Source organism: Streptomyces sp. NPDC050856 (genome assembly GCF_040653855.1).
Lineage (GTDB): Bacteria > Actinomycetota > Actinomycetes > Streptomycetales > Streptomycetaceae > Streptomyces.
Genome location: NZ_JBFAGV010000042.1, coordinates 1 through 25724, shown reverse-complemented (window position 1 = coordinate 25724; position 25724 = coordinate 1). Strand labels below are relative to the sequence as shown.

The 25724-nt window shown below is 74.8% G+C and carries 18 protein-coding genes; 11 read left to right on the top strand and 7 right to left on the bottom strand.

Features of this window, described 5'->3' with window-relative positions; genetic code table 11:
• Positions 1–8: 8 nt before the first annotated feature.
• On the bottom strand, positions 9–1289 hold the full coding sequence (locus tag AB0H53_RS26860) for an MFS transporter (protein WP_362118513.1): 1281 nt from the start codon (positions 1287–1289) through the stop codon (positions 9–11).
• 183 nt (positions 1290–1472) lie between these two features.
• Here AB0H53_RS26860 and AB0H53_RS26855 point away from each other — a divergent pair, with 183 nt between their 5' ends.
• From AB0H53_RS26855 to AB0H53_RS26840, 4 genes are all read left to right on the top strand, one after another.
• On the top strand, positions 1473–2189 hold the full coding sequence (locus tag AB0H53_RS26855; RefSeq protein WP_362118510.1) for a GntR family transcriptional regulator: 717 nt from the start codon (positions 1473–1475) through the stop codon (positions 2187–2189).
• 192 nt (positions 2190–2381) lie between these two features.
• Positions 2382–3908, top strand: coding sequence for a hypothetical protein (locus AB0H53_RS26850; protein WP_362118507.1), 1527 nt, complete (start codon positions 2382–2384; stop codon positions 3906–3908).
• A 550-nt stretch (positions 3909–4458) separates the two neighbouring features.
• Positions 4459–5382, top strand: a complete 924-nt coding sequence (locus AB0H53_RS26845; RefSeq protein ID WP_362118504.1) for a hypothetical protein — start codon at positions 4459–4461, stop codon at positions 5380–5382.
• A 30-nt stretch (positions 5383–5412) separates the two neighbouring features.
• Positions 5413–10077, top strand: coding sequence for a hypothetical protein (locus tag AB0H53_RS26840; protein ID WP_362118501.1), 4665 nt, complete (start codon positions 5413–5415; stop codon positions 10075–10077).
• Positions 10078–10291: 214 nt separating this feature from the next.
• Here the strand turns inward: AB0H53_RS26840 and AB0H53_RS26835 are convergent, their stop codons facing one another.
• Positions 10292–10693, bottom strand: a complete 402-nt coding sequence (locus AB0H53_RS26835; protein WP_362118498.1) for a hypothetical protein — start codon at positions 10691–10693, stop codon at positions 10292–10294.
• Positions 10694–11091: 398 nt separating this feature from the next.
• Here AB0H53_RS26835 and AB0H53_RS26830 point away from each other — a divergent pair, with 398 nt between their 5' ends.
• Genes AB0H53_RS26830 through AB0H53_RS26815 form a run of 4 tightly spaced genes read left to right on the top strand, consistent with a single transcriptional unit; the run spans position 11092 to position 15336 of the window.
• Positions 11092–13896 (top strand): nitrate- and nitrite sensing domain-containing protein, encoded by a 2805-nt coding sequence (locus tag AB0H53_RS26830; protein ID WP_362118495.1) that lies wholly within the window; start codon positions 11092–11094, stop codon positions 13894–13896.
• Positions 13893–14321, top strand: coding sequence for a roadblock/LC7 domain-containing protein (locus tag AB0H53_RS26825; RefSeq protein ID WP_362118492.1), 429 nt, complete (start codon positions 13893–13895; stop codon positions 14319–14321). The genes AB0H53_RS26830 and AB0H53_RS26825 overlap by 4 nt, the downstream gene beginning before the upstream one ends.
• A 9-nt stretch (positions 14322–14330) precedes the next feature.
• On the top strand, positions 14331–14750 hold the full coding sequence (locus AB0H53_RS26820) for a DUF742 domain-containing protein (protein ID WP_362118489.1): 420 nt from the start codon (positions 14331–14333) through the stop codon (positions 14748–14750).
• Positions 14731–15336, top strand: a complete 606-nt coding sequence (locus tag AB0H53_RS26815; protein ID WP_362118486.1) for an ATP/GTP-binding protein — start codon at positions 14731–14733, stop codon at positions 15334–15336. The genes AB0H53_RS26820 and AB0H53_RS26815 overlap by 20 nt, the downstream gene beginning before the upstream one ends.
• 27 nt (positions 15337–15363) lie before the next feature.
• Here AB0H53_RS26815 and AB0H53_RS26810 read toward each other — a convergent pair whose 3' ends face one another.
• Entirely contained in the window at positions 15364–15708 is a 345-nt protein-coding gene (locus tag AB0H53_RS26810) for a DUF962 domain-containing protein (protein ID WP_362118483.1), read from the bottom strand.
• 110 nt (positions 15709–15818) lie between these two features.
• The gene (locus tag AB0H53_RS26805; RefSeq protein WP_362118480.1) at positions 15819–16649 is read right to left on the bottom strand and encodes a M15 family metallopeptidase; all 831 of its coding nucleotides are present in this window, start codon (positions 16647–16649) and stop codon (positions 15819–15821) included.
• Here AB0H53_RS26805 and AB0H53_RS26800 point away from each other — a divergent pair.
• The gene (locus AB0H53_RS26800; protein ID WP_362118477.1) at positions 16648–17226 is read left to right on the top strand and encodes an NUDIX domain-containing protein; all 579 of its coding nucleotides are present in this window, start codon (positions 16648–16650) and stop codon (positions 17224–17226) included. The genes AB0H53_RS26805 and AB0H53_RS26800 overlap by 2 nt on opposite strands.
• Positions 17227–17388: 162 nt before the next feature.
• Here the strand turns inward: AB0H53_RS26800 and AB0H53_RS26795 are convergent, their stop codons facing one another.
• Positions 17389–19746: a glycoside hydrolase family 31 protein gene (locus AB0H53_RS26795; RefSeq protein ID WP_362118474.1), complete on the bottom strand. Its 2358-nt coding sequence runs from the start codon at positions 19744–19746 to the stop codon at positions 17389–17391.
• Positions 19747–19968: 222 nt separating this feature from the next.
• On the opposite strand from AB0H53_RS26795, the gene AB0H53_RS26790 reads away from it, so the two are divergent.
• Entirely contained in the window at positions 19969–21954 is a 1986-nt protein-coding gene (locus tag AB0H53_RS26790) for an acetoacetate--CoA ligase (RefSeq protein ID WP_362118471.1), read from the top strand.
• Positions 21955–22060: 106 nt separating this feature from the next.
• The gene (locus AB0H53_RS26785) at positions 22061–22924 is read left to right on the top strand and encodes a hypothetical protein (protein WP_362118468.1); all 864 of its coding nucleotides are present in this window, start codon (positions 22061–22063) and stop codon (positions 22922–22924) included.
• Positions 22925–23016: 92 nt separating this feature from the next.
• On the opposite strand, the gene ptsP is transcribed toward AB0H53_RS26785, so the two are convergent.
• A complete protein-coding gene (gene ptsP, locus AB0H53_RS26780) occupies positions 23017–24687 on the bottom strand; it encodes a phosphoenolpyruvate--protein phosphotransferase (protein WP_362118465.1) in 1671 nt (556 codons plus the stop codon).
• 81 nt (positions 24688–24768) lie between these two features.
• Positions 24769–25218 (bottom strand): PTS glucose transporter subunit IIA, encoded by a 450-nt coding sequence (locus AB0H53_RS26775; RefSeq protein WP_362118462.1) that lies wholly within the window; start codon positions 25216–25218, stop codon positions 24769–24771.
• Positions 25219–25724: the final 506 nt, after the last annotated feature.

The window sequence follows — 25724 nt, the reverse complement described above, 5'->3', positions numbered from 1 at the left end:
GCCGGTGGTCACACCAGTTCCCGGCCGCGGGTCTCGGGCAGGCCGAGCAGGGCCAGTACCGCGATGCCGTACCCGGCGGCTCCGAAGACCAGTGCTCCGCCCACGCCCCAACTGTCCGCCAGGAAGCCCACCAGCGCGGGGAAGAAGGCCCCCACCGCGCGCCCGGTGTTGTACGTGAACCCCTGACCCGTGCCGCGCACCGCCGTCGGGTAGAGCTCGGACAGGAAGGAGCCGAAGCCGCTGAAGACGGCCGACATGCAGAAGCCGAGCGGGAAGCCGAGGACCAGGACCAGGGTGTCGGCCCCCGCCGGGATGTTGGTGTAGGCGACGACGCACACCGCCGAGAGGACCGCGAACAGGGCGATGTTGCGCTTCCGGCCGAGCCGGTCGGTGAGGTAGCCGCCCGTCAGGTAGCCGATGAACGCGCCGGAGATCAGGAACGCCAGGTAGCCGCCGGTGCCGACGACGGTCAGGCCACGGTCGGTCGCGAGGTGGGCCGGGATCCAGGAGGCCAGCGTGTAGTAGCCGCCCTGCACACCGGTGGACAGCAGCGTGGCGAACAACGTCGTGCGCAGCAGCCCCGGGCGGAGGATCGCGGTGAGGGAACCGCGCTCGGCGCTCTCGTCGCGCGCCCGCGCGGCCCGCGGAGCGTCCTCGACGTGCCGCCGGATGTAGACGACCAGCAGCGCGGGCAGCGCGCCGGTCCAGAACATCACGCGCCACGCGGTGTCCGGGTCGAGGAAGTGGAAGACCAGGGTGTAGACGACGACGGCGAGCGCCCAGCCGGCCGCCCAGGCACTCTGGACCCCACCCAGGGTGCGGCCCCGGTGCTTGGCCGAGGCGTACTCGGCGACCAGGATGGCGCCGACCGCCCACTCGCCGCCGAAGCCCAGCCCCTGCAGCGCGCGGAAGACCAGCAGCGTCTCGTAGTTGGGCGCGAATCCGCACAGCACGGTGAAGACCGCGTAGGTGATCACCGTCAGCATCAGCGCCCGGACCCGGCCGATCCGGTCGGCGAGGATCCCGGCGAGCACGCCGCCCAGCGCGGAGACGACCAGGGTGACCGTCGCCAGCAGGCCGGTCCGGCCGCTGTCGAGGCCGAAGTAGGCGGCGATGGCCACCATGCTCAGCGGCAGGGTGAAGAAGTCGTAGGAGTCCAGGGCGTAGCCGCCGAACGCGCCACCGAAGGCGCGCCTGCCGCGCGGCCCGAGGGCGCGCAGCCAGGCGAACGCGCCGCTGTCGTCGGGGAGTTCACCGGGCGTGGAAGGGGGAGTCCGGGTCGTACTCATCTGCACCTCGCAGAGGGATGAGGCGTGCCTGAGCCGTGCGGTGCCCACAACGTAGGGGATCGTTGAACGATCCGACAAGAGGGGTGTTCTCTCGTTCTTTGTCCCCCGGTCTCCCTCTTCTACGATGGGCCGGACACCCGCCCGGTGGAGGACGGGTGTCCGGCGGACGGGGAAGGGAGCGCGGTGGGCACGACGGGCGCCGGGGACGGCGGACTGGCCGAGGACCGCGCGCTGCTGGGGCGCACGAGTACGGCGGAGCGGGTCGCGGACATCCTGCGCACCCGGATCGCGGAGGGGTTCTTCCCACCGGGAACGCGGCTATCCGAGGACGGCATCGGCGGCGCGCTGGGGGTGTCGCGCAATACGCTCCGCGAGGCGTTCCGGCTGCTCACCCACGAACGGCTGCTCGTCCACGAGCTCAACCGCGGTGTCTTCGTGCGGGTCCTGGCCGTCGCTGACGTCGTGGACATCCACCGCACCCGCCGCCTGGTCGAATGCGCCGTGGTGCGGGGCCTGGGTGAGCCGCCGTTCGCGCTGGACGGGTTGAGCGCGGCCGTCGCCGAGGGGGAGCGGGGGGCGCGCGAGGGCGACTGGAAGGGCGTCTCGACCGCCAACATCCACTTCCACCGCGAGCTGGTGGCCCTCGCGGGCAGCGACCGCACCGACGAACTGATGCGCGGGGTCCTGGCCGAACTCCGCCTCGCCTTCCACATGGTGGACGACCCGCGCGCGCTGCACGAGCCCTATCTCGCGAGGAACCGGGCGATTCTGGACACCTTGCGGGCGGGTGACCGCACGGAGGCGGAACGACTGCTCGCGGAGTACCTCGACGACTCCCGCACCAGGCTCGTCGACGTCTACGCGCGCCTGGTCGGGGACGGCGGCGCGGCCGCCTCCTGACCCGGCGCGACAAGCCCGGGCGGCCGGAAACCGGACAACGGCGCACCGGAACCCGAAGGGGGCGAACCTGACCCCGGCGGGGCCCGCGCCGGGGCCGCGCGCGGGTGCGGGGAAGGAGGGGGAGGGAAGCGTCGGCGGGGGCCGTCTGCGCCGTTTCGACCGTTGTCGGTGCGAGGACCTAATCTGTGCACCGTGACTTCGCCTGCCTCGACGGAACCGGTTCCGCCCCAGCTCAGCGCGGGGCCGCGGCCCGCGCTGGGCCCGGCCGCCGACGAAGGGCTCGCGCGGCGGCTGCGCGCGCTCGCGTGCACCGCGCCCCTGCACGACCTGGACGTCCGCAAGGCCAACCTGGCGGGCGAGTACTCGGTCTACGCCATGGCGGAGGTCGCCCTCGCCGCCATCGACCTGGTCACGCTCAACATGGACTTCGACACCGGGGCCGACCACGAGCAGGTCGTCGCCCGGCTGCTGCCCCGCGTCGCCGCCCAGGCCCCCCGGCGGCCCGCCGCCGAGCACGAGCGGGTCGCCCGCTGGGTGCTGGAGAACCTGATCAACGTCGGCAGCGTCGACCGGGGCTTCCGCGCGGCGTACGGCACCTTCGGCCCCGACGGCGCCTACGTCCGCCGCGACTACGACTTCAAGCTGATCGAAGAGGTCCCCGGCTACGGCGGCAGCGTCTATCTGCGCACCACCGACGAAGCGGTCAACGTCCTGGTCGGCGCCCTCGACACCGACGTCACCAGCGCGCAGATCGCCGCCGAGGTCAAGCTGGAGGTGCTGATCAGCCGGGGCCGGCTCGCCGACGCCCAGCTCGCCGCCGAGCAGGCGCGGTACCGCACCGTGCAGTACGCCGAGACGCTCCGCAAGACCCTGGAGGCGACCCGTCGCAACGTACGCGCCGTCGACTGGCTCAACGCCGTCCCCGACATGATCGCCGAGGCGCTGGACCACGTCGCCGACCGCTACCGCCACGAGAACGCCATCCTGACCAACATCCGCAAGGCCCGCGACGAGGCGGAGGGCCCGGAGCACAAGCGGCGCGCCGCCGAGCTGGTCGACATCGTCAAGGACTGCATCCGCCGCCACACCCAGCTCCAGTCCAGGCTGCTGGAGGCGGGCCCGCTGTTCCGCGCCGAGCAGGACCGGCAGGCCTTCGCGCAGCCCACCGCGCGCGTGGGCCTCGACCTGTACGGCCAGCTGCTGGCGCCCCTGCTGCCGCTCCCGGTGGAGCAGGCCACACGGGTCACCGACGCCTACTTCACCCGGGGCACCGGCCTGCGCACCCCCGGTTCGGTGCGCCTGGGGGACCTGGTGGACCTGCTGCTGAGCCCGCCGGTGGAACGCGAGCACCTCGGCGCCGAGATGCCCGAACCCGACCTGATCGCGACGCCCGACGACAGCCGCTTCAGCGAGGAGCAATTGGCGAGCGCCATGGAACTGCTCGACCTGGCGGACGACGCCCCGCGCCGGCTCTCCGGGCTCCTCGCCGACGCCCGCCGCCGCGACCCCGAACTGCCGTACCTGGTCGCCCTGCTCGCCGTCCACGCCGCCAGCCCCCCGGTCGGCACCGCCTACCGGCAGGGCGAGGAACGCCTGCTTTTCGCCGTCGACGACGGCACCGAACTGGACGACCCGGAGTTCGGCGGCGCCGACCTGATCGTCGGCATGGCCCGGCTGGACGCGGCGGGCATGGCGGCCGACCGTACGGACGCCGCGTGACGGCGCCCGCACCCGGCCGCGCCACGACCCGCCCGGCGCGCCCCACCACCCTCGCGCGCCCGGCCGGGGCGCGCCTGCGGGCCGCCCCTCCCCGCCCCGCCGCCCCCGGGCCCGGGGGATACCGCGATGGGCACCGGCCCCCCGCACCCCGACCACGCGGGCACCGACCGGTGGCCACCCCCGTCGGGCCCGGCGGCCCGGGCGCGGCCCGGGGCGGTGCCCTGCCGGAGCGGGCCGCCCACCCGCCGCGGCCCGGCGGCCGGTCTCCGGCCGTCCCCCGCGACCGGGGCCGGCCCGGGCGTTCGGGCGAGGCCCGGTCCGACGGCCCCGAACCCCGCCCGCGTCCCGCAGGCCCACCCCGAAGGCCGCGGTCCGCGGCCCGTTCCGGTGGGCCCGCCCCGGGCGCCACCCCGGTCCGGCCGCGCCGCCCCGACGCCCGCCGCCCGTGCCGGGCCGGCCGCGTCCGGGCGCGCCCCGGCCGCGACCACGCCCCCTGCCCGCCCGTCCGCCCGTCCGCACCCCGTCCCGTCCGCACCGAGGAGTCCCAGCCGTGAGCGCCCACCACGCCGAGCACGCCGACGCGTGGAGCGAGCCCGACGCCCCGCAGGCGTCCGAGGCCGCCGCGCCCGTCGTCACGTCCGCCGCGGCGTCCGTCGTCACGCCCGCCGACGCCGCCGACGCGGCCCGGCTCGTCTCCTTCGGGCTCCAGCCCAAGCTGCTGCCCGCCCGCGACGCCGAGTACGCCGAACTGCTCCGCCGCTACCGGGAGGAGCCCGCCTTCGCGCGCCTCGCCGACGCCGTCGCGACCGGCCTGGGCCTCATCGTCCTGGAGGTCTCCCCGCGCGCCGGCATGGCCGTCACCGCCGGTGAGGACTCCGTCTTCGCCGTCCGCATGGGCGACTACGCCCGCCGGGCCTCCACCGACTCCGCCGACCGGTTCCTGCACGGTCTGGCCCACCTCGCCGTCGCCGCCATGGCCTTCCCGCGCCCCGAGGACCTGGCCGACGACGGCTACATCGGCCGGATCACCGTCAACGGTGTCGACGCCTTCGTACGGCAGGCCTGCCGCCGCCTGGAGGAGCGCGCCGAGCAGTACGGCGAGAACACCGACCCCGCGTCCGACGCCCCCGGCCTGGAGGCCGCCTGGCGGATCTACACCCGGCGCAGCGCCACCGGCGCCACCAAGGACGCCCGGCGGCTGGCCGGTTCCACCACCGGCATCATCGGCAAGGCCGTCGCCTTCCTCACCGAATCGGGCTTCCTCCAGCGCACCGGCGACGAGGGTGGCGGCTCCTACCGCACCACCGCCCGCTACCAGCTCCAGGTCCGCGACATGGCCGGCAGCGCCGCCATGGCCGAACTGCTGGACCTGGGCGTGGTCGCGGTGAGCGACGGATCCGCCACCCTGCTGCCCCCACCCGACGGCGACGACCTGGAACTCGTCGCCGACGCCGGCCTGCCCTTCCACGCGTAACCGCCAGACCGACACCGAAAGTCCGCCGCCATGTACGAGCTCTCCCGCGTCCGCCTCTACTCCATCGGGCCCGCCGGTGCGCGCTACGCCGACACCGTGCTGGACCTGCGCGGAGTGGGCGAGCCCGTGCCCAACCCCGCCCCCGCCCAGGCGGAGTTCTTCGAGGACGAGCCGGTCGGCCCGCCCCGCCGCCCGGCCCCCGCGGGCGTGCTCTTCCTGGAGAACGGCGGCGGCAAGTCCGTCCTGCTGAAGCTGATCTTCTCGGTGATGCTGCCGGGCCACCGCAACACCCTCGGCGGCGCCAGCTCCGGCGTGCTGCGCAAGTTCCTGCTCGCCGACGACTGCGGCCATGTCGCCCTGGAGTGGCAGCACACCCTCACCGGTGAACTCGTCGTGGTCGGCAAGGTGAGCGAGTGGCGCGGACGGCAGGTCTCCAACGACCCGCGCAAGTTCGCCGAAGCCTGGTACTCCTTCCGCCCCGGTCCCGGCCTCAGCCTCGACTCACTGCCGGTCGCCGAGGCCACCGCCGTCCGCCCCACCGCCGAGGGCACCTCCGGCGCGCAGGGCAGGCGCCGCACCATGAAGGGCTTCCGCGACGCGCTGACGGACGCCGGCAAGGCCTACCCGCACCTGGAGGTGTACTGGGAGGAGATCCACGACCGCTGGAACGAGCACCTCGGAGACCTGGGCCTGGACCCGGAACTCTTCCGCTACCAGCGCGAGATGAACGCCGACGAGGGCGAGGCGGCCGGCCTCTTCGCGGTCAAGAAGGACTCCGACTTCACCGACCTGCTGCTGCGCGCGGTCACCGACACCCGCGACACCGACGGCCTGGCCGACCTGGTCAGCGGCTTCGGCAACAAACTCGGCCGGCGTGCCGAACTGACGGCGGAACGCGACTTCACCGCCGGCTCCGTCGACCTGCTCGGCCGGATCGTCGAAGCGGCCGGGAACCGCTCCCGGGCACGCGAGATCCACACCGGCGCCGAACGCCGCACCCGTACCCTCGCCCGCCGTCTGTCCGCCCGCGCCGCCGGGGAGCGGAGCCGCGCCGCCGAACTCGCCCAGCGGGTCACCGCCGCCGCGCACACCGTCACCGAGGCCGAGCAGGCCCGCGCCCGCGGCTCCCTCATCGCCTCCGAACTGGCCTACCGCCACGCCTCGTTGGCGCTCGCCGCCGCCGAGAGGGGCGCCGCCGCCCAGCGCCGTGAGCTGACCGAGGCCCGCACCCTGCACTCCGCCTGGCAGGCCACCGAGGTGGTGCTGCGCCACCGCGCCGCGGCCGACCGCGCGGCCAGGGTGTCCGCCGCCATCCAGGAGGCCGAGCGGGACGCCGCGCCCGCCCTCGCCGCCCGCGCCAGGGCCGCCGCCGACCTGGTACGCGCCCTGCACGACGCCGCCGACGAGGGCGAGCGGCACGCCAACGAGGAGGAGGAGCGCTCCGCCACCCTCCAGGAGGCGGCCGAGACCGCGCACCGCGACGCCACCGCCGCCGCCACCGAGGCCCAGCGCGCCCGCAGTGAGGCCGGCCACCTGCGCCAGCGTCTCGCGGAGGTCGAGCAGGAGACCGCCGAAGCGGTGCGGGCCGGCTGGCTCGACGACACCGCACCGGACGCCGACCCGGCCCGCGCCGCGCTCGCCGCGAGCGACGCGGAGAAGACCACCGTGGCCGCCTGGGACACGGCCCGCGACGCCGCCCGCACGGCCGCCGAGCGCGCCCGGGAGGCGGCCTCGGCCGAGTCCCGCGCCGAACTGGCCGCCGCCCGCGCCGCCGACGCCGCCCAGGCCGCCGAGAACGCCTACCGGGCCGAGCGCCGGGCCGCCGAGTCCATCGCCGCCGACGAACGCCTCACCGAACTGCTCGGGCTGCCCGCGACCCGGGCGGCCGGGGTGCCGCAACCCCGCCACGGCGAACCGGCGCCGGCCGCCCCGGCCGCGCCCGCAACCCGGGGTGCCCTGACCGCCGAGGAACTCGACCGGTACGCCGACGAACTGCGCGACCTCCTCGACCGGGGCATCACCGCCGCCGAACGCAAGCTGTTCGAGCTGCGCACCGCCGCCGCCGACGACTCCCGCATCCTCGGCGCCCTCGGCGACGGCGGATTGCTGCCGCCGGGCCCCGACGTCCTGGCGACCGTCGAGTACCTCGGCGAACAGGGCATCCCCGCCCTGCCCGGCTGGCGCTACCTCGCCCAGGCCGTCGACCCGGCCGACCACGCCGCCGTGCTCGCCGCCCGGCCCGAACTGGTCGACGGCGTCGTGATCACCGACCCCGTCTCGTACGCCCGGGCCCGCGAGGCCCTGGCCGGCGCCGCCCTGCTGCCCCGCTCCGCCGTCGCGGTGGGCACCGCCGCCGCGCTGCTGGCCCCGGTGCCCGCCCCCGCCGACGGCGGCGACAGCGCCGGGGACGTCTTCCTCGTACCGCCGAACCCGGCCATGCACGACGAGCACGCCGCCGACGAGGAGCGCCAGGCGCTGCGCGCCCGCGCCGCCGCCCGCGACGAGGAGATCCGCTCCCTGGCCGCCCGCCTCACCGGCGACCGCTCGCTCGCCGCCCGGATCGGCTCCTGGCGCGCCGACTGCCCGCCCGGCATGCTCACCGAGCTGGCGGCGGCCGCCACCGCCGCGCGCGAGGCCGCCGAAACCGCCGGGGCGGCGCTCGCCGAGGCCCGTGCGGTACGGGCCGAGGCCGACGAGACGGCCGCCGAGACCGCCCGGGTCCGCGACGAGCGCCAGGAGGCCGCCCAGCGGGCCCGGCGCGTCGCCGACGCGCTCGCCGGCCTGGCGTTCCGGCTCCGCGAGCGGGCCGGCTGGCAGAGCCGGCTGCGCGAGCTGGCCGACGAGGCCGCCGAGTACGAGGAACGCGCCAGGACCTGCCTGGAGCGGGCCCGCGCCGCCGACGAGGACCGCCGCGCCGCCCAGCGCGCCGCAGACGACGCCCGCCGCACGGCCCGGGCCCTGCGGGCCGAACGCGCCGAGATCGCCGGAGCCCCGGAGCACCTCCCCGAGCAGCCGGAGGACGGCTCCCCGCGCCCGGCGCTGCCCGCCCTCCGCGAGGCCTACCGGGCCGCCTCCCAGCTCTACGAGAAGGTCGGTGTCGGCGCCGACCTGCGCGCCGAACAGGCCCGCGCCGAGAGCGACGAGAGCGCCGCCCTCGCCGAACTGGACCGGCTCACCAACAAGGTCCGCACCCGCGCCGCCCAGCTCCTCGAGGGCACCGACGGCGCCGACGGCCCGTCCCGCCAGGCGGCCGCCGCCCGGGCCGAGGCACTGGTGCAGATGATGGAGACCCGCGCCTCGGAAGCCAGCGAGAAGCTGGGCCGGCTGCGCGGCGAGGCCGAGCGGCTGGCTCCCGAGGACGGCGAGGCGCACACCGAGCTCCCCGAGGAACTGCTGCCCGCCGACGCCGAGCACGCCCAGGCCCTGCTGCGCACCGCCACCGCCGAACTGGCCGCCCGCACCGACGAGCTGGAGGCCGCCCGCGCCGGTCACGCCCGGCTGCTCCAGGCGCACCGCGCCGCCGAGGACGCCGCGGGCGGCTTCGACGAGACGGCCGCCCTCCTGCGCGACCTGCTGCGGGAACAGCAGACCGAGGAGGAACCCGGGACGCCCGAGCCGTACCCGGGCAGCCTGGAGGAGGCCCGGCAGTCCGCCGCAGAGGCCCGGCGTTCGCTGCGCGGCTGCACCGCCGACCTGTCCGCCGCCGAGACCGCCGTGCGGGAGGCGTGCGACGTTCTCGTACGGCACGCCAACTCCACCCGCTACGAGCAGGTCCGCACCCCGGCCCGGCAGCAGATCCGCGAGCTGCCCGCCGCCGCGCTGCCCGAGCACGCCGCCCGGTGGGCCGAGGCCTTCGCGCCCCGGCTGCGGGTGCTCACCGACGAGCTGGAGCAGCTGGAGCGCAACCGGGACTCCATCGTGGACCGGCTGCGCGGCCTGGTGGAGTCCGCGCTGACCACGCTGCGTTCCGCGCAGCGCCTGTCCCGGCTGCCCGAGGGGCTGGGCGAGTGGTCCGGCCAGGAGTTCCTGCGGATCCGCTTCGAGGAGCCCGACCAGGCGACGCTCGTCGAGCGGCTCGGCGAGGTCATCGACGAGGCGACCCGCGCGGCGGTCAGGAAGAACTCCGACCTGCGGCGCGACGGCATGTCGCTGCTGCTGCGCGGCGTCCAGGCCGCTCTCCAGCCCAAGGGCATCGCCGTGGAGATCCTCAAGCCGGACGCGGTGCTGCGGGCCGAGCGGGTCCCGGTGGGGCAGATGGGCGACGTCTTCTCCGGCGGCCAGCTGCTCACCGCCGCCATCGCCCTGTACTGCACGATGGCGGCCCTGCGCAGCAACGACCGGGGCCGCGACAAGCACCGGCACGCCGGCACGCTCTTCCTCGACAACCCGATCGGCCGCGCCAACGCGACGTACCTGCTGGAGCTCCAGCGGGCGGTCTCGGACGCGCTGGGCGTGCAGCTCCTCTACACCACGGGGCTGTTCGACACCACGGCGCTCGCCGAGTTCCCGCTGGTCATCCGGTTGCGCAATGACGCCGACCTGCGTGCCGGGCTGAAGTACATCAGCGTCGAGGAACACCTGCGGCCCGGCCTGCCCCAGCAGAACCCGGAGGGGGAGACCGTGCACGGGGAGATCACCGCGACCCGGATGTTCCGGCGCGGCCCGGCCGAGGCCGCCCGGCCGGCGGCCGGCTGACCGCCGGCCACCGCCGACCGCCGGAGACCACCCGCGGCGGCCCGGGACGGGCGGGGGAGAAACGGCGCGGGCCCGTGGGCGGTCCGCAACGGGGTCCGGTCGGCCTGCCCCCCCTGCGGGCCGGGGCCGGGGAGCCGGGGGCCGGGGCCGCGGAACTCCGCCGGTGGCGCGGGCGGTCACCCGGGCCGCCCGCCGCCCGCCGCCCGCCCCGGGCTCAGGCCCGGGACAGGGTGCTCGGGCCCCGCCGCCGTATCCGGCCGCCGGTGGGGCGGGCGGTCACCCGGGCCTCCCGCCGCGCCCTGCGCCGCTCCCGGCGGAGTTCCCGAGCGGTGCTGCTGGGCACCGACACCACACCGTGGCGCTGGTTCCACACCTGCCGGGTCACCCACACGTCGAGCACCGCCCAGGTCGCCACGACCGTACCGGTCACTCCCGCCAGCACCGCCGGAAACGCCAGCCACGACCCGGTGACCGTGAAGAAGAAGGCCACCAGCGCGACCATCAGCGTCAGCGCCGACACCAGGACGGCGCGCACCGCCGCCGTACGCACCGGGTCGGGCAGCCTGCGCCGCCCCACCGGTTCCTCGACCCACAGTTCACGCCGCTGCGTCTGCATAAAACCGCCACTCCCCACAACTGACCGCCTTCAGGGTGGGTGCCCGTCCTCAGCCGCTTCACGCCGCCGGTTCCCGCTTCCCCCCACTCAGGAGGACGACCGGCCGTGGACGAAGATTCCCCGAAACGGGCCGGGAAAGCCCTGGAACACCGTGGACGGCGCAATTCCAGCCATCCATTACGGCGGGGAATATGACGCACCGCCAGGTGTGCCGGGTCCGGGGCGGGATCGCCAACTCCCCGAATACCAGGACATCTCATGATCATGGCTACGGTCGAGCGGCCGAAAATCGCCCAAACGTCCCTTCGAGTTGTCGGTGTGTCAGTAGTAGGCTCGCGCCGTTTGTTGATGTGTTGATGTGCACACCCGCGCAGGGCGGGTGCCAGCTGGGGGAGGCCATGCGCTTTCGCGGGAAGTCGATCCGCAGGAAGATCGTGGCGTTGCTGCTCGTGCCGCTTGTCTCCCTCACCGGCCTGTGGAGCTTCTCCACCCTCATCACCGGCCGCGAGGCCGACCGGCTCCTGGACGTCGGGCGTGTGGTGGAGAGCGTCGGTCGCCCGCTCGAGGACACCGTACGCGTCATCCAGCAGGAGCGCCGTCAGACCCTCGTCTACCTGGCCGACCCCCGCACTTCCGACGCCCTGCCCACCCTGCGCCGCCACCGCGCCGCGACCGACCGGGCCGTCGCCAGGATCCGCGACAACGCCCGGACCTCCAGGGTCGCCGAGGCCATGACACCCCAGGCGGACCGCCGACTGGACTCGCTCCTGCGGGCCCTCGACGGCCTGACCGCCCTGCGCCGCTCCGTCGAGCACCGGGCCGTCGGCCGTATCCAGGCCCTGGACCAGTACAACCGGCTCATCGACCCCTGCTACGGCTTCCTCTCCACGCTCCACGCGCTGGAGAACGTGGAGCTGGACAAGCAGGGCCGCGCCCTGGTGGGCCTGGTGCGCGCCCGGGAAATGCTGGCCCGTGAGGACGCCCTGGTGGTCTCCTCGTTGATCAGCAGGCGGATGACCGCCGAAGAACTCCGCGCCGTCTCCGACCTCGCCGCCCAGCGCAGGCTCCTGTACGAGGTCAACCTGGAACTCCTGCCCCTGGCCGACCGCGAGCTCTTCCAGCAGTACTGGCGCGGCCCCGGCACCGAGCCGCTGCGCCACGCCGAGGAGGCGCTGATCACGGCCGGCGCGACCGACGAACCACGCGCCGTCGGCTCCGCGCGCTGGCAGGAACTCGCCACCCCCGTCCTGGACCACCTCGCCGCCGAGAACAACCAGGCGGCCGAGCGCTACCAGAACCGCGTCCGGCCCGTGGCCCACGCCGTACTGCTCAAGGCCGGTGTAGCCGGTGTCCTGGGCTTCCTGGCCCTCCTGGTCTCGGTCGTCGTCTCGGTACGCGTCGGCCGCCGCCTGGTCCGCGACCTCGGGCGGCTGCGCAAGGAGGCCCAGGAGGTCTCCGGCGTACGGCTGCCGAGCGTGATGCGCCGGCTCGCCGCCGGTGAACAGGTCGACGTCGAGACCGAAGTGCCGCGGCTGGAGTACGACAAGGACGAGGTCGGCCAGGTCGGCCAGGCACTCAACACCCTCCAGCGGGCGGCCGTCGAGGCCGCCGTCAAGCAGGCGGACATGCGCCGCGGCGTCTCCGAGGTCTTCGTCAACCTCGCCCGCCGCAACCAGGTGCTCCTGCACCGCCAGCTGACCCTCCTGGACACCATGGAGCGGCGCACCGAGGACACCGAGGAACTCGCCGACCTCTTCCGGCTGGACCACCTCACCACCCGGATGCGCCGCCACGCCGAGGGCCTGGTGATCCTCTCCGGCGCGGCCCCGTCCCGGCAGTGGCGCAAGCCCGTCCAGCTGATGGACGTGGTACGGGCGGCGGTCGCCGAGGTCGAGGACTACGAGCGCGTCGAGGTACGGCGGCTGCCGCGCATCGGCGTGGGCGGCCCGGCCGTCGCCGACCTCACCCATCTCATCGCCGAACTGCTGGAGAACGCCACGGTGTTCTCACCCCCGCACACGGCGGTGCACGTCCAGGGCGACCGCGTCGCCAACGGCTTCACCCTCGAAATCCACGACCGGGGTCTCGGCATGGCCCCCGAGGCCCTGCTCGACGCCAATCTGCGCCTCGCCGAGACCCCGGAGTTCGAACTCTCCGACACCGACCGGCTCGGCCTGTTCGTGGTCAGCCGGTTGGCCCAGCGCCAGAACGTCCGCGTCTCGCTGCAGCCCTCCCCGTACGGAGGCACCACCGCCGTCGTCTTCATCCCGTCCGCGCTGCTCACCGAGGCGCCGGAGACCCAGGGTGCCGGCTTCCGGCTGGACCGCAAGGGCGCGGACCGCAAGAGCGCCGACCGCAGGGGTGCGAACGGCAAGGGCGGCCGGCGCGCGGGCGGCGGGAGCGCGCCGCGCCGCGCGGCGCTGACCCAGGTGCCGTCCGGCCTGTCCACCGCCGCCCTGCCCCCACTGGACGGCCCGCTGGACGGCCGGGCCGGGCCGGAAGCGCCGCTGGACGGCCCCGGCCGGCCCGGCGGCGGGTACGACGGGCCGGCCGCTGGCCGTGCCGCGCCGGCCCGGGGCCGGGGCGGCACGCGCCCGGCGGACCGGGAGCAGCACCAGCCGGCCGGCGACCGGGAGCCCACCGAGCGCCCGGCCGGCCCGGTGCCGCTGCCCCGCCGCAGACCGCACCCCCCGACGCTCGTCGCCGACCGGGGCCGCCGGCTGGACGAACCCGGCCGCGCCCACCCGGCCCCCGGCACCCCGCCCCACGGGACGCCGGCCCGGGAAGCGGGCCCCGAACCGGCCCCCGTCCCGGGCCGCGGCCCGGCCGGCGACCCGGACCGAGTCACCGGCACCGGCCACGGCAGCCGCCGCCCCGCCGCCCCGCCCCCCGCGCCCACGCCCGACGGGGCCACCCAGGAGCTCGGCTCGCTGCCCCGCCGGGTGCGTCAGGCCAGCCTCGCCCCGCAGCTCAGGGACACGGCGGCCGGGCGCCCCGCCGCGCCGGCGGCGCCGGGGCCCGGGGACGCGGCGGACGGCCGGGAACGCGACGCGGAACGTGAAGCGGAAGAAGTGCGCGACCGTATGGCCGCGATGCAGCGCGGCTGGCAGCGCGGGCGCCGGCACAACGCCGGCGGCGCCCCGCGGGCCGGCCGCGCCGCCGAGACAGCACCAGGAACGACACCGGAGGGGGACGGTCGATGACCGCACCGAACGCCGCAGCACCCAACACAACCGGAGAGCTCAACTGGCTCCTCGACGAACTGGTCGAGCGGGTCGGTTCCATCCGCAAGGCCCTGGTGCTCTCCGGTGACGGCCTGCCAACCGGCTCCTCCAGGGACCTGTCCCGCGAGGACAGCGAGCACATGGCCGCGGTCGCCTCCGGCTTCCACAGCCTCGCCAAGGGTGTCGGGCACCACTTCGACGCGGGCCGGGTCCGCCAGACCGTGGTGGAGCTGGAGGAGGCGTTCCTCTTCGTCACGGCGGCGGGGGACGGCAGTTGCCTCGCCGTGCTCGCGGACGCCGACTCCGACGTCGGTCTCGTCGCGTACGAGATGACGCTGATGGTCAAACGGGTCGGGGCCCACCTCGCGACGGCACCACGGACCGGTTCGCCCACCGGAGGGTGAGGGGATGCGATGAGTGCCGCAGCAGGCCGGCAGAGCAGCCGGCGTGGCCAGGACCCGTACCACTGGTTCGACGACGACGCCGGTCCGGTGGTCCGCCCGTACGCGATGACGCGTGGCCGCACCAGTACCCCCAACCGTCACCGGCTGGACCTGATCGCGGTGGTCGTCCCCGAGGCCGCCGCCGACGACCCCGGACGCGACCAGTCGCTCTCCCCGGAGCATGTGGAGATCGTCGAGCGCTGCGCCGACCTCCCCCAGTCGATAGCCGAGCTCGCCGCCGGACTGGACCTGCCCGTCGGGGTGGTCCGGGTCCTGGTCGGTGACCTGGTCGAGGAGGAGCTCGTCCACGTGACCCGTCCCGTTCCGCCGGCCGAGCTGCCGGACGAGAACATTCTGCGTGAGGTGATCAATGGCCTTCGGGCGCTCTAGCCGCAAGCGGCGGCCGGTCGAGCCGGTGACCCTGAAGATCCTGGTCGCCGGCGGTTTCGGGGTGGGCAAGACGACCTTGGTGGGCGCGGTCAGCGAGATCCGGCCGCTGCGCACCGAGGAGGCCCTGAGCGAGGCCGGCCGGCCCGTGGACGACCTGCGCGGCGTCGAGGGCAAGTCCACCACCACGGTCGCCATGGACTTCGGGCGGATCACGCTGCGCGAGGACCTGGTGCTGTACCTGTTCGGTACGCCGGGCCAGGACCGTTTCTGGTTCCTCTGGGACGAACTGGCGCAGGGCGCGCTCGGCGCGGTGGTCCTGGTGGACACCCGCCGCCTGGAGGACTGCTTCGCGGCGATCGACTACTTCGAACGGCGCGGCATCCCCTTCGCGGTCGCCGTCAACTGCTTCGAGGGCGCAGCCCGTTTCCCCGTACCGGCGGTGCGGGCGGCACTCGACCTGGACCCCGAGGTGCCGCTGCTGATGTGCGACGCGCGGGACCGCGAAGCGGTGAAGGAGGTGCTGGTCGCGGTCGTCGGGCACGCGATGGCCCTCGCCGCCCGCGACCGCGAACCGGTCACGACCTGAGCCGCCCAGAGCCGCCAGAGCCGCCCGTCAGCGGTTGTCGGCGAGCCACTCGGCGGCGGTCGCGGCCAGTTCCCGGTCCCGCCCCGCGAGCATCGTCCGGATCATCCGCACGTCGCCCCGCAGCGACCAGGCCGGGTGACCGAAGGTGGCCGGATTGTTCCGCTCGATCAGGAAGTGCGCGGGCCACGCCGTGCCGTACCCGATCAACGGCAGCGCCGCCGCGTACCGGGCGCGCCCGCGCGTGAGGCCGTACACGCCGACCGCGAGCCCGGTCAGGGTGCCCGCCAGGTGCACCCACCGGGTGGCCGCCCGGGAGTGCATCGCCACGTAGTAGGGCCAGAACTCCTCGTACGATGCGAAGGTCCGCGTCATACGGGCACGGTAAGCGCCGGAACGGTGAACCCGACACACCCGTACGGCGTCCGAGTAAGGGAACGGGCGGCCGGAGCCCACGGGGGTGGTCCCGGCGGCCCGTTCCGTGTTCAGTGCCCGGCCACCGGGCGCCGGGCGACCGGGAAGTCGAAGTAGCTGGTGGGGAAGGGCTCCGGCCGGTACGTGAAGTGCCACCACTCCTCCGGCAGGTTCACGAACCCCTGGGCCTCCAGAGCGCTCCGCAGCAGTTGCCGGTTGGCGCGCCGCTCCCCCCGTACTCGCGGGTCGTCGGTGTGGGACAGCGTGTCGAAGCAGTCGAAACCCGTCCCCATGTCCACCGAGTTGTCGGGGAACCGCTCCTCGCGCGGCGCGTCGCACGGCACGAGCTTCTCGCCGGGCACATAGGGACGGGTCGGTCCGGCGGGCAGCCGCACCACGGTCACGTCCACCGTCGACCCCCGGCTGTGTCCGGACTTCTCAGCGATGTAGCCGTCCGCGAACAACCGGGACTTCTCGACGCGCGGATGGAACTCCGCCCTCATCCGCTCGTCCCGCGGGTCCTTCGCCCACCGTACGAAGTGGTCCACGGCCCGCTGCGGCCGGTAGCAGTCGTACACCTTCAGCGAATGGCCCTGCCGCAGCAGCCGCTGCTGCGCCCGGTGCAACGCCCGCGCGGCCGGCCGGGTCAGGAGGCACAGCGGCTGCCGGTACCCGTCCACCGGTTCCCCCACGAAGTTGTGCGCGGTGGCGTAGCGCATGTCCTGGATGATCGTCGGGTCCACGGAGCGCAGCGCCACGAACTCCTTGGGCGCCCGTGGCCCGGGCGGGGCCCCCGCGACGGGCCCCGCCGCGACGGGCGCCGACGCGGTGGACACGGCGAAGGCGGCCAGCGCGGCGACGGACGCGACCAGCGGGCGGAGGGCGGCAGCCAGTCCTGTCATGAGCACCATCTACCAGTACCCCGTCCGCTCGGTACAGTCCCACCCCGTGACCGACTCGCACTGCGCCGGCTGCGGCGCCCCCCACCCCTCCGGCGCCGGCTGGCCCCGGTCCTGCGCCTCCTGCGGCACCACCGCCTACCGCAACCCGCTGCCGGTCGCCGTCGCCCTGCTCCCCGCGACCGACGCGAACGGCACCGGGCTCGTCGTCATCACCCGCGCCATCGAGCCCGCGCGCGGCGGGACCGCGCTGCCCGGCGGCTTCATCGACCACGCCGAGGACTGGCGGGACGCGGTGGTACGGGAACTGCGCGAGGAGACCGGCATCGGGGCCGCCGCGCGGGACGTGCGCCTGGCCGACGCCATGAGCTCACCCGCCGGCCATCTGCTGCTGTTCGGCCTGCTGCCCGAGCGCGACGCCGCGGACCTCCCGCCCTCGGCGCCCACCGGGGAGACGGCCGGGCACCACCTCCTGCGCGGCCCCGCCGAACTGGCCTTCCCGCTCCACACTGCGGCGGTGCGCAACTGGTTCGCCGGCCGGTACGGGTACGGCGGCCGCCCCGCCCCGGCCACCCGGTGACTCCCCGCGGTGCCTGAGCGGCCTCACCTGTCGCCCGCCGCCCCGTCGCCCGCCGCCCGCCCTCGCGCTGCCCTCGCCCCCGCCGTCCACCCGCGCCCGGACCGCCTGCCCTCGCCCGCACACCCTCCCGCCCCCGGGCACCCGGCTCCCGGCCCGCGCCCCTCAGCCCGCGTCCAGCCCCCGCACCCTCACCCGCGCCGCGACCGCCACCACGCCCTCGTCGGTCACCCGCTCCACCCTGACCGCACCGTCCACCAGCCGGGTCGTGTACCGCTCGATCTCCGCCCGCTCCCAGCCGTCACCCACGTCCCGCACCACCACCCCGCCACCTGTCCGCCCCGGAGCCGGCGCCCACACCTCCAGCTCGTCGGCGCCGTCCTCACCGCGTACCGGAATCACCGCACCCGCGCGCGCCAGTACGGGAATCCGGGACAGCGGCGCGTCCACCAGCACCTGCCCCGGCCCCTCGTACGCGCCGCCGGTCACCGTGTCGTACCAGCGTCCGCGCGGCAGCCGCACCGCCCTGCGGTCCGCCCCCCGCGTCAGCACCGGCGCGACCAGCAGCGCGTCCCCCAGCAGGAAGGCGTCCTCGCAGTCGCGCAGCGCCCGGTCCTCCGGCGCCCCCCACCACACCGGGCGCGCGTAGGGCGCCCCGGTCAGCCGGGCCAGGTGCGCCAGAGTGACGAAGTACGGCCGCAGCCGCTCCCGCCCGGCCAGCGCGGCCCGCGCGTGCTCCAGCACCTCCGGCCCGAACTCCCACGGTTCGCGCCGCCCCGCGTCGATCGCCGCGTGGGTACGGAACAGCGGCAGCCAGGCGCCCAGCTGGAACCAGCGCAGGAACAGCTCCGGCGACGGACTCCCGTCGAACCCGCCCACGTCCGGCCCCGAGTACGGCACCCCGCACAGCCCCAGGCCCAGCACCAGGGACAGCGAGGCCCGCAGCCCCGGCCACCCCGTCGACACATCGCCCGACCAGGTACCGCCGTACCGCTGCATCCCGGCCCAGCCGGACCGCGAGAACAGGAACGGCCGCTCGCCGGGGCGCAGCCGCCGCAGGCCCTCGTACCCGGCCCCGGCCATCGCCAGCCCGTACACGTTGTGGGCCTCCCGGTGGTCCCCGCCGCGCCCCTCCAGCGCGTGCCGGGCCGACCGCGGCAGCGTCATGTCACCGAACGGCGTGAACGACACCGGCTCGTTCATGTCGTGCCACACCCCCGAGAAGCCCTGCGCCAGCCGCTCCTCGTACAGACCGCCCCACCACCGCCGTACCGCCGGGTCCGTGAAGTCCGGGTACACGCACTCGCCCGGCCACACCACCCCCCGCACCTCACGGCCCCGCGCGTCCCGCACGAAGGCCCCGGCGGCCCTGCCGCCCCGGTACACCGGGCCACCGGGCTCCACCTTCACCGCCGGGTCCACGATCGACACCAGCCGCACCCCCGCCGCCCGCAGCTCCCGCGCCAGGCCCGGCAGGTCCGGGAATCGCTTCCGGTCCACCGTGAACACCCGGTGCCCGTCGTAGTGGTCGATGTCCAGGTGCAGCGCCGACAGCGGCAGCCCCCGCTCCCGGTAGCCGGCCACCACCCGACGCACCTCGCGCTCGCTGCCGAACCCCCACCGGGCGTGCTGCGGCCCCAGCGCCCACGCCGGCGGCAGCGCGGGCGCCCCGGTCAGCGCCGTCCAGCCGCGCAGCACCCGCGCGGGCGTGCCCACCACCACCCAGCAGCGCAGCGGCCCGCCGCTCATCCGCACCTCGCTCAGCCCCGGCCGGTCGTGCCCCGAGCCCTCGCCCTCCCCGCCCTCCCGCAGGGTCACCCGGCCGTCCCAGGTGTTGTCGTGGAAGGCCAGATGGGTGCCCGCGTCGGCCACCACCAGCTGCACCGGCATGGTGATGTAGAGCGGGTCGTCGTCCGGCCCGAAGCTGCCGCGCGGATCGGTGTTCCACAGCCGGTACGTGCCCTCGCGCAGCCGCGGCCCCGACGCCCGGCCGCCCAGGCCGAAGAACCGCGCGTCGGCCGGTACCTCGCTGCGCTGCACCCATCGCGCCGGCCCCCCGGCGACCGGCTCCCACCAGCGCGGCGGCAGGTCCCTGCGCAGTACCACCCCGCCCGGGGTGCGGACCTCCACCGCGCCGTTGCGGGACACCGCGACCGTCACCCGCTCCGACACCACCCGCCAGCCGCCGTCCTTGTCGGGCTCCAGGGAGGCCCGCGCGTCGGGCTCCGGCGGGTCGCCGGCCAGCGCGTACGACGGCCCGGGCGCCGCCCCGTCCCAGCTCCAGAACACCGTCCCACTGCTCGCCACCCGCACCAGCAGCTCGGAACGGGCGAACCGGACGACGCCCCCGCCCGGCAGCGGCTCGGCGTCCACAACCGGCCCGGGAACCCGCGCCCGCTCGGCCCCCCGGGGGAGCGACGCCCGGGCGTCCGCCCGCCACCGCCGCCACGCCGACCGCATCGCACGCGGCCCCCGCACCATGGTGAAAACCCTTACCGCACGCACCAGTTCACGACCGTCCATGCCGTTCACCCTGCCATCCGGCGGGCCCCGCACGGACCCCGTTCAACCGCCGTTCACCCGGGGTGGGAGCACATGTTCAGCCACGCCACCACGGGTGTCCCACCCTGGTGCGAAAGACGATCACATGGCATCGTCCTGTCAGCCGCGTCACGCGCACACCCCCGCCCGTGCGCGCGACCCACGCACACCCGCGTACCGCACGGACAGCCAGGGAGCCGACCCATGACCGCAGAGCACCCGCAGCCCGAGCCGCTCTGGCAGCCGGACCAGGACCGCGTCGCCACCGCCGCGGTCACCCGTTTCCAGGCGTGGGCGGCCGACCGGTACGGCGCCCCCGCCGACGGCGGCTACCCGGCCCTGCACCGCTGGTCCGTCGACCACCTCGACACCTTCTGGCAGGCGACGGCCGAGTGGTTCGACATCCGCTTCGCCACACCGTACGAGCGGGTCCTCGCCGACCGCGCCATGCCCGGCGCCCAGTGGTTCCCCGGCGCCACCCTCAACTACGCCGAACACGCCCTGCGCGCCGCCGCCGACCGCCCCGCCGACCCGGCCCTGCTCCACGTCGACGAGACCCACGAGGTCACCCCGGTGAGCTGGGCGGAGCTGCGCCGCCAGGTCGGCGCCCTCGCCGCCGAGCTGCGCGCCCTCGGCGTACGCCCCGGCAACCGCGTCAGCGGCTACCTCCCCAACATCCCGCAGGCCGTCACCGCGCTCCTGGCCACCGCCGCCGTGGGCGCCGTGTGGACCTCCTGCGCCCCCGACTTCGGCGCCCGCAGCGTCCTCGACCGCTTCCAGCAGGTCGAGCCGGTCGTCCTGTTCACCGTCGACGGCTACCGCTACGGCGGCAAGGAACACGACCGCCGCGACACCGTCGCCGAGCTGTGCCGCGAACTGCCCACCCTCCGCGCCGTCGTCCACATCCCGCTCCTGGGCACCGCCGCCCCCGAGGGCGCCCTCGACTGGACCGCCCTCACCGACGGCGACACCGAGCCGGTCTTCGAACAGGTCCCCTTCGACCACCCCCTGTGGGTCCTGTACTCCTCCGGCACCACCGGCCTGCCCAAGGCCATTGTCCAGTCCCAGGGCGGTATCCTCCTCGAACACTTCAAGCAGCTGGGCCTGCACTGCGACCTCGGCCCCCAGGACCGCTTCTTCTGGTACACGTCCACCGGCTGGATGATGTGGAACTTCCTCGTCTCCGGCCTGCTCACCGGCACCACCGTCGTCCTCTACGACGGCAGCCCGGGATACCCCGACACCGGCGCCCAGTGGCGCGTCGCGGAACTCACCGGGGCCACCCTGTACGGCACCTCCGCCGCGTACGTCATGGCCTGCCGCAAAGCCGGCGTCCACCCCTCCCGCGACCATGACCTGTCCCGCGTCACCTGCGTGGCCACCACCGGCTCACCCCTGCCGCCCGACGGGTTCCGCTGGCTGCACGACGAGGTGGCGGACGACCTGTGGATCGCCTCCGTCAGCGGCGGCACGGACGTGTGCAGCTGCTTCGCCGGCGCGGTCCCCACCCTCCCGGTGCACATCGGAGAACTCCAGGCCCCCTGCCTGGGCACCGACCTCCAGGCCTGGGACCCGCGGGGCGAGCCGGTCGTCGGCGAAGTGGGCGAGCTGGTCGTCACCAACCCCATGCCCTCCATGCCCATCCGCTTCTGGAACGACCCCGACGGCAGCCGCTACCGCGACAGCTACTTCGACATGTACCCGGGTGTCTGGCGCCACGGCGACTGGATCACCATCACCGACCGCGGCTCGGTGATCATCCACGGCCGTTCCGACTCCACCCTCAACCGGCAGGGCGTCCGGATGGGCAGCGCCGACATCTACGAGGCCGTCGAACGCCTCCCCGAGATCCGCGAATCGCTCGTCATCGGCCTGGAGGAACCCGACGGCGGCTACTGGATGCCGCTCTTCGTCCACCTCACCGAAGGCGCCACCCTCGACGAGGCGCTGATCGACCGCATCAAGCGGACCATCCGCACCGAACTCTCACCCCGCCACGTCCCCGACGAGATCATCGAAGTCCCCGGGGTCCCGCACACCCTCACCGGCAAGCGCATCGAGGTCCCGGTCAAACGCCTCCTCCAGGGCACCGACCTCACCAAGGCGGTCAACCCCGGCTCGGTGGACGACCTCGACCTCCTGCGCTTCTACGAGGACCTCGCCCGGGACCGCGCGCGGAAGCGGAAGTGACCTGACCCGGCCCTCCCCGGCACCCGGCCCCGGCCGGCTGTCAGTGGCTCTCGCTACTGTGAGTGAGCACTGATCGCCAGTTGGTCACGAGCAGTCAGGGGGAGTCATGTCGTACACCCGGAGCACCACCACCCCGCGGCGGGCCCTGCGCCGCGAAGTACCGAGCACCGTCGGCCTGCTCGCCGACGAGGAGGACTTCGCGGCGATGCGCCGCTACCGCACCTTCACCTTCCAGGACCACGCCCGTTACCTGCGCCAGGTGGAAGGCCTGCTCAAAGCCCTCGCCGCCCAGGGCGGGCACACCACCGTCGCCCTCTTCGACCCCGAGGAGTACGCGGAGTACTGCGCCGGAGCCGGCCTCGACCCCGACAGCCCCGCCACCCGCAGCCGCTTCACCGCCGAGGTGGCCGCCACCGGCGCCCGCGTCACCTACACCGGCCAGCCCATGGACAACCTGCTACCGCAGCTCATCGGCACGGCGGTACGCCACGCCACCTGGCAGTACGCCACCACGCTCCTCGCCGTCCCCCCGCCCGGCGGCACCGGCGAGGACGCCGGACGCACCGCCTTCGACCGGGCCTCCCAGCTGCTCCGGCGGCTCCTCGACGCGGCCGGGCCCGGCAGCCACCATCTGGTGTGCAGCATCCCCGTCGCCGGACAGCGGCTCACGGCCGTCCTGCGCGCCGAACGCCCCACGACCGGCCCGGCCCGCCTCGATTCCTCGGAAGGCGCCGCATTCGCCATCGTCCTGGCAGCCGGAATCCTCCACAGCAGCCCCGGGGGAGTGGTGCTCCGCACCACCACACCCGCCGCGCCCGACCGGGTCCACGGCTGGTGCCTCGACCACGGACGACTCCGCCCCCTCACCGAGGCCCAGGTCTTCGACGCCTACTGCACCGACGCGGACACCGGCGAACCCCTCCCCCCGGAACCGGGCGTCACGTACCGCGCCGGCTTCGACCTCGACTGACCGTCCCCCGGACCCCACCCGGAAGGGGTCCACCCGCCACGACGGCGGGTGGACCCCTTCAGCTCACCCGCACCCGGCGGGCAGCGCCCGGCTCACTCGCCGGACAGCACCGCCTGCGCGGCCGTCCGCGCCTCCTCGGCGGTGTCCGCGGCGCGCGCCGCCGCGGCCGCCCGCTCACACTGGGCCAGGGTGTACTTGGCCAGCGTCGCCCGTACGTACGGGATCGAAGCCGCGCCCATCGACAGGGAGGTGACCCCCAGACCCGTCAGCACACACGCCAGCAGCGGGTCCGACGCCGCCTCGCCACACACACCACAGCTCTTGCCCTCGGCCCTGGCCGCCTCCGCCGACAGCGCCACCAGATCCAGCAGCGCCGGCTGCCACGGATCCTGCAACCGCGACACCGCGCCCACCTGACGGTCGGCCGCGAAGGTGTACTGCGCCAGGTCGTTGGTCCCCAGCGACAGGAACTCCACCTCCTGCAGGATCGACCGGGCCCGCAGCGCGGCGGACGGGATCTCCACCATCGCGCCGAACTTGGCCCGCAGCCCCGCCTCACGGCAGGCGTCCGCGAACGCCCTGGCGTCGGTCCGGTCGGCCACCATCGGCGCCATGACCTCGAGGTACACCGGCAGCCCCTCGGCCGCCTTCGACAGCGCGGTCAGCTGCGTACGCAGCACGTCCGGATGGTCCAGCAGGGTCCGCAGGCCCCGCACGCCCAGCGCCGGGTTCGGCTCGTCGGCGGGGGTGAGGAAGTCCAGCGGCTTGTCCGCGCCCGCGTCCAGCACCCGCACCACCACACGGCCCTCGGGGAACGCCTCCAGCACCTTGCGGTAGGCCTCGATCTGCTTGGCCTCCGAGGGCGCCCGCTCGCTGTCGTCCAGGAACAGGAACTCGGTACGGAACAGACCGACACCCTCCGCCCCGGCCTCCACGGCCGCCGGCACATCGCCGGGCCCGCCGACGTTCGCCAGCAGCGGCACCCGGTGCCCGTCCGAGGTCGCCCCCGGACCGGTGGAAGCCGACAGCGCCGCCTTCCGCTCGGCGGCCGCCCGCTCCAGCTCCTCCCGCCGCTGCGCGCCCGGCTCCACGAAGATCTCACCGGTGCTGCCGTCCACCGCGATCACCGTGCCCTCGGCCAGCTCGCACGCACCCGGCAGCGCCACCACGGCCGGCACACCCAGTGCGCGCGCCAGGATCGCGCTGTGGCTGGTCGGCCCACCCTCCTCGGTGACGAACCCGAGCACCAGCGTGGGGTCCAGCAGCGCCGTGTCGGCGGGCGCGAGGTCCCGGGCGATCAGCACATAGGGCTCGTCACTGTCCGGCACGCCCGGCATCGGCACACCCAGCAGCCGCGCCACGATCCGGTTCCGTACGTCGTCCAGGTCCGCGACCCGCCCGGCCAGGTACTCCCCGGCACCGGCCAGCAGCGCCCGGTACGCGGCGAAGGCGTCGTACACCGCGCGCTCAGCCGTGCTGCCCACAGCGATACGCCGATCGACGTCGGCCATCAACTCCGGGTCCTGGGCCATCATGGCCTGGGCCTCCAGCACCGCCTGCGCCTCACCGCCGGCCAGATTGCCCCGGGCGGTCAGGTCGGCCGCCACCGCCTCGACGGCCTGCCGGGCGCGCCCCTGCTCGCGCTCCGCCTCCTCGGCCGGAATCTGCTTGGCCGGCGGCTCCAGCACCGCCGTGCCCATGTGGCGCACCTCGCCGATCGCCACACCATGGCTGACACCGACGCCCCGCAGCGTTGTCTCCATTACACCTGTCTCCGATTGGCCGGCGGCCGAGCCGCCACGTTGTATGTCCGCCCCGCGGCCGTCAAGAGGACGGCTCCGAGGTCACTTCCAGGAGAAGAGGGAGTCGCCGGTCTTCACGTCACCGGTCTCGACCACGTCGGTCAGGGCCTGGGGAGTCGCCTCCAGGGCCACGATCGGGCAGATCGGGGACTTGCCCGCCGCCTCGACGTCCGCCGGGCTCCAGCGCACGACCGCCTGCCCGCGCCGCACCGTGTCCCCCTTGTTCACGAGCAGCTCGAAGCCCTCGCCGTTGAGCTGCACCGTGTCGATCCCCAGATGCGTCAGCACCCCGTGCCCCTGGTCGTCGACCACGACGAAGGCGTGCGGGTGCAGGGAGACAACGACGCCGTCGACGGGCGAGACGGCCTCCGACGGCTCGCGCACGGGGTCGATGGCGGTACCCGGGCCCACCATGGCTCCGGAGAAGACCGGGTCGGGTACAGCGGCGAGTCCGATGGCGCGTCCGGCGAGCGGCGACGTCACGGTGGTCATGGGGGCCTCCCAGGGGGTGGAAATGCTGCGTCGCCGTCACTGCCTGTCCCGGACGGCGTACTGGTCCGAAGCGTATGTCATAGGAAGTCCGGGTTCCGCATGAGTCGTACCGAATTGGCGGACCTCGGACCACCGCAAACGATTTGCCTCAACTACGGGCGACCGGTACTGTCGTACCCCTGCCTGACCCCGACACGACTGTGAGTCGTAGGTCGGCAGCACCTATCAAGCCGAGATCCTAACTGGTCTACACCAGTGGTCTGTACCTCTGTGCGCCCACTGGCTGGTGGTCGGGAAGCGGGAAAAAGGCTGATAGAGTCGGAATCGCCGGACAGGGAAAGCGCGGAAGCGCAGAACAGCCCGGCAGCCCGCTCCAGCGGGTGGCGGAAACGGAAAACGGATCTGCTAAACTGGAAACACGAAATACCGAAGGGAAGCGCCCGGAGGAAAGCCCGAGAGGGTGAGTACAAAGGAAGCGTCCGTTCCTTGAGAACTCAACAGCGTGC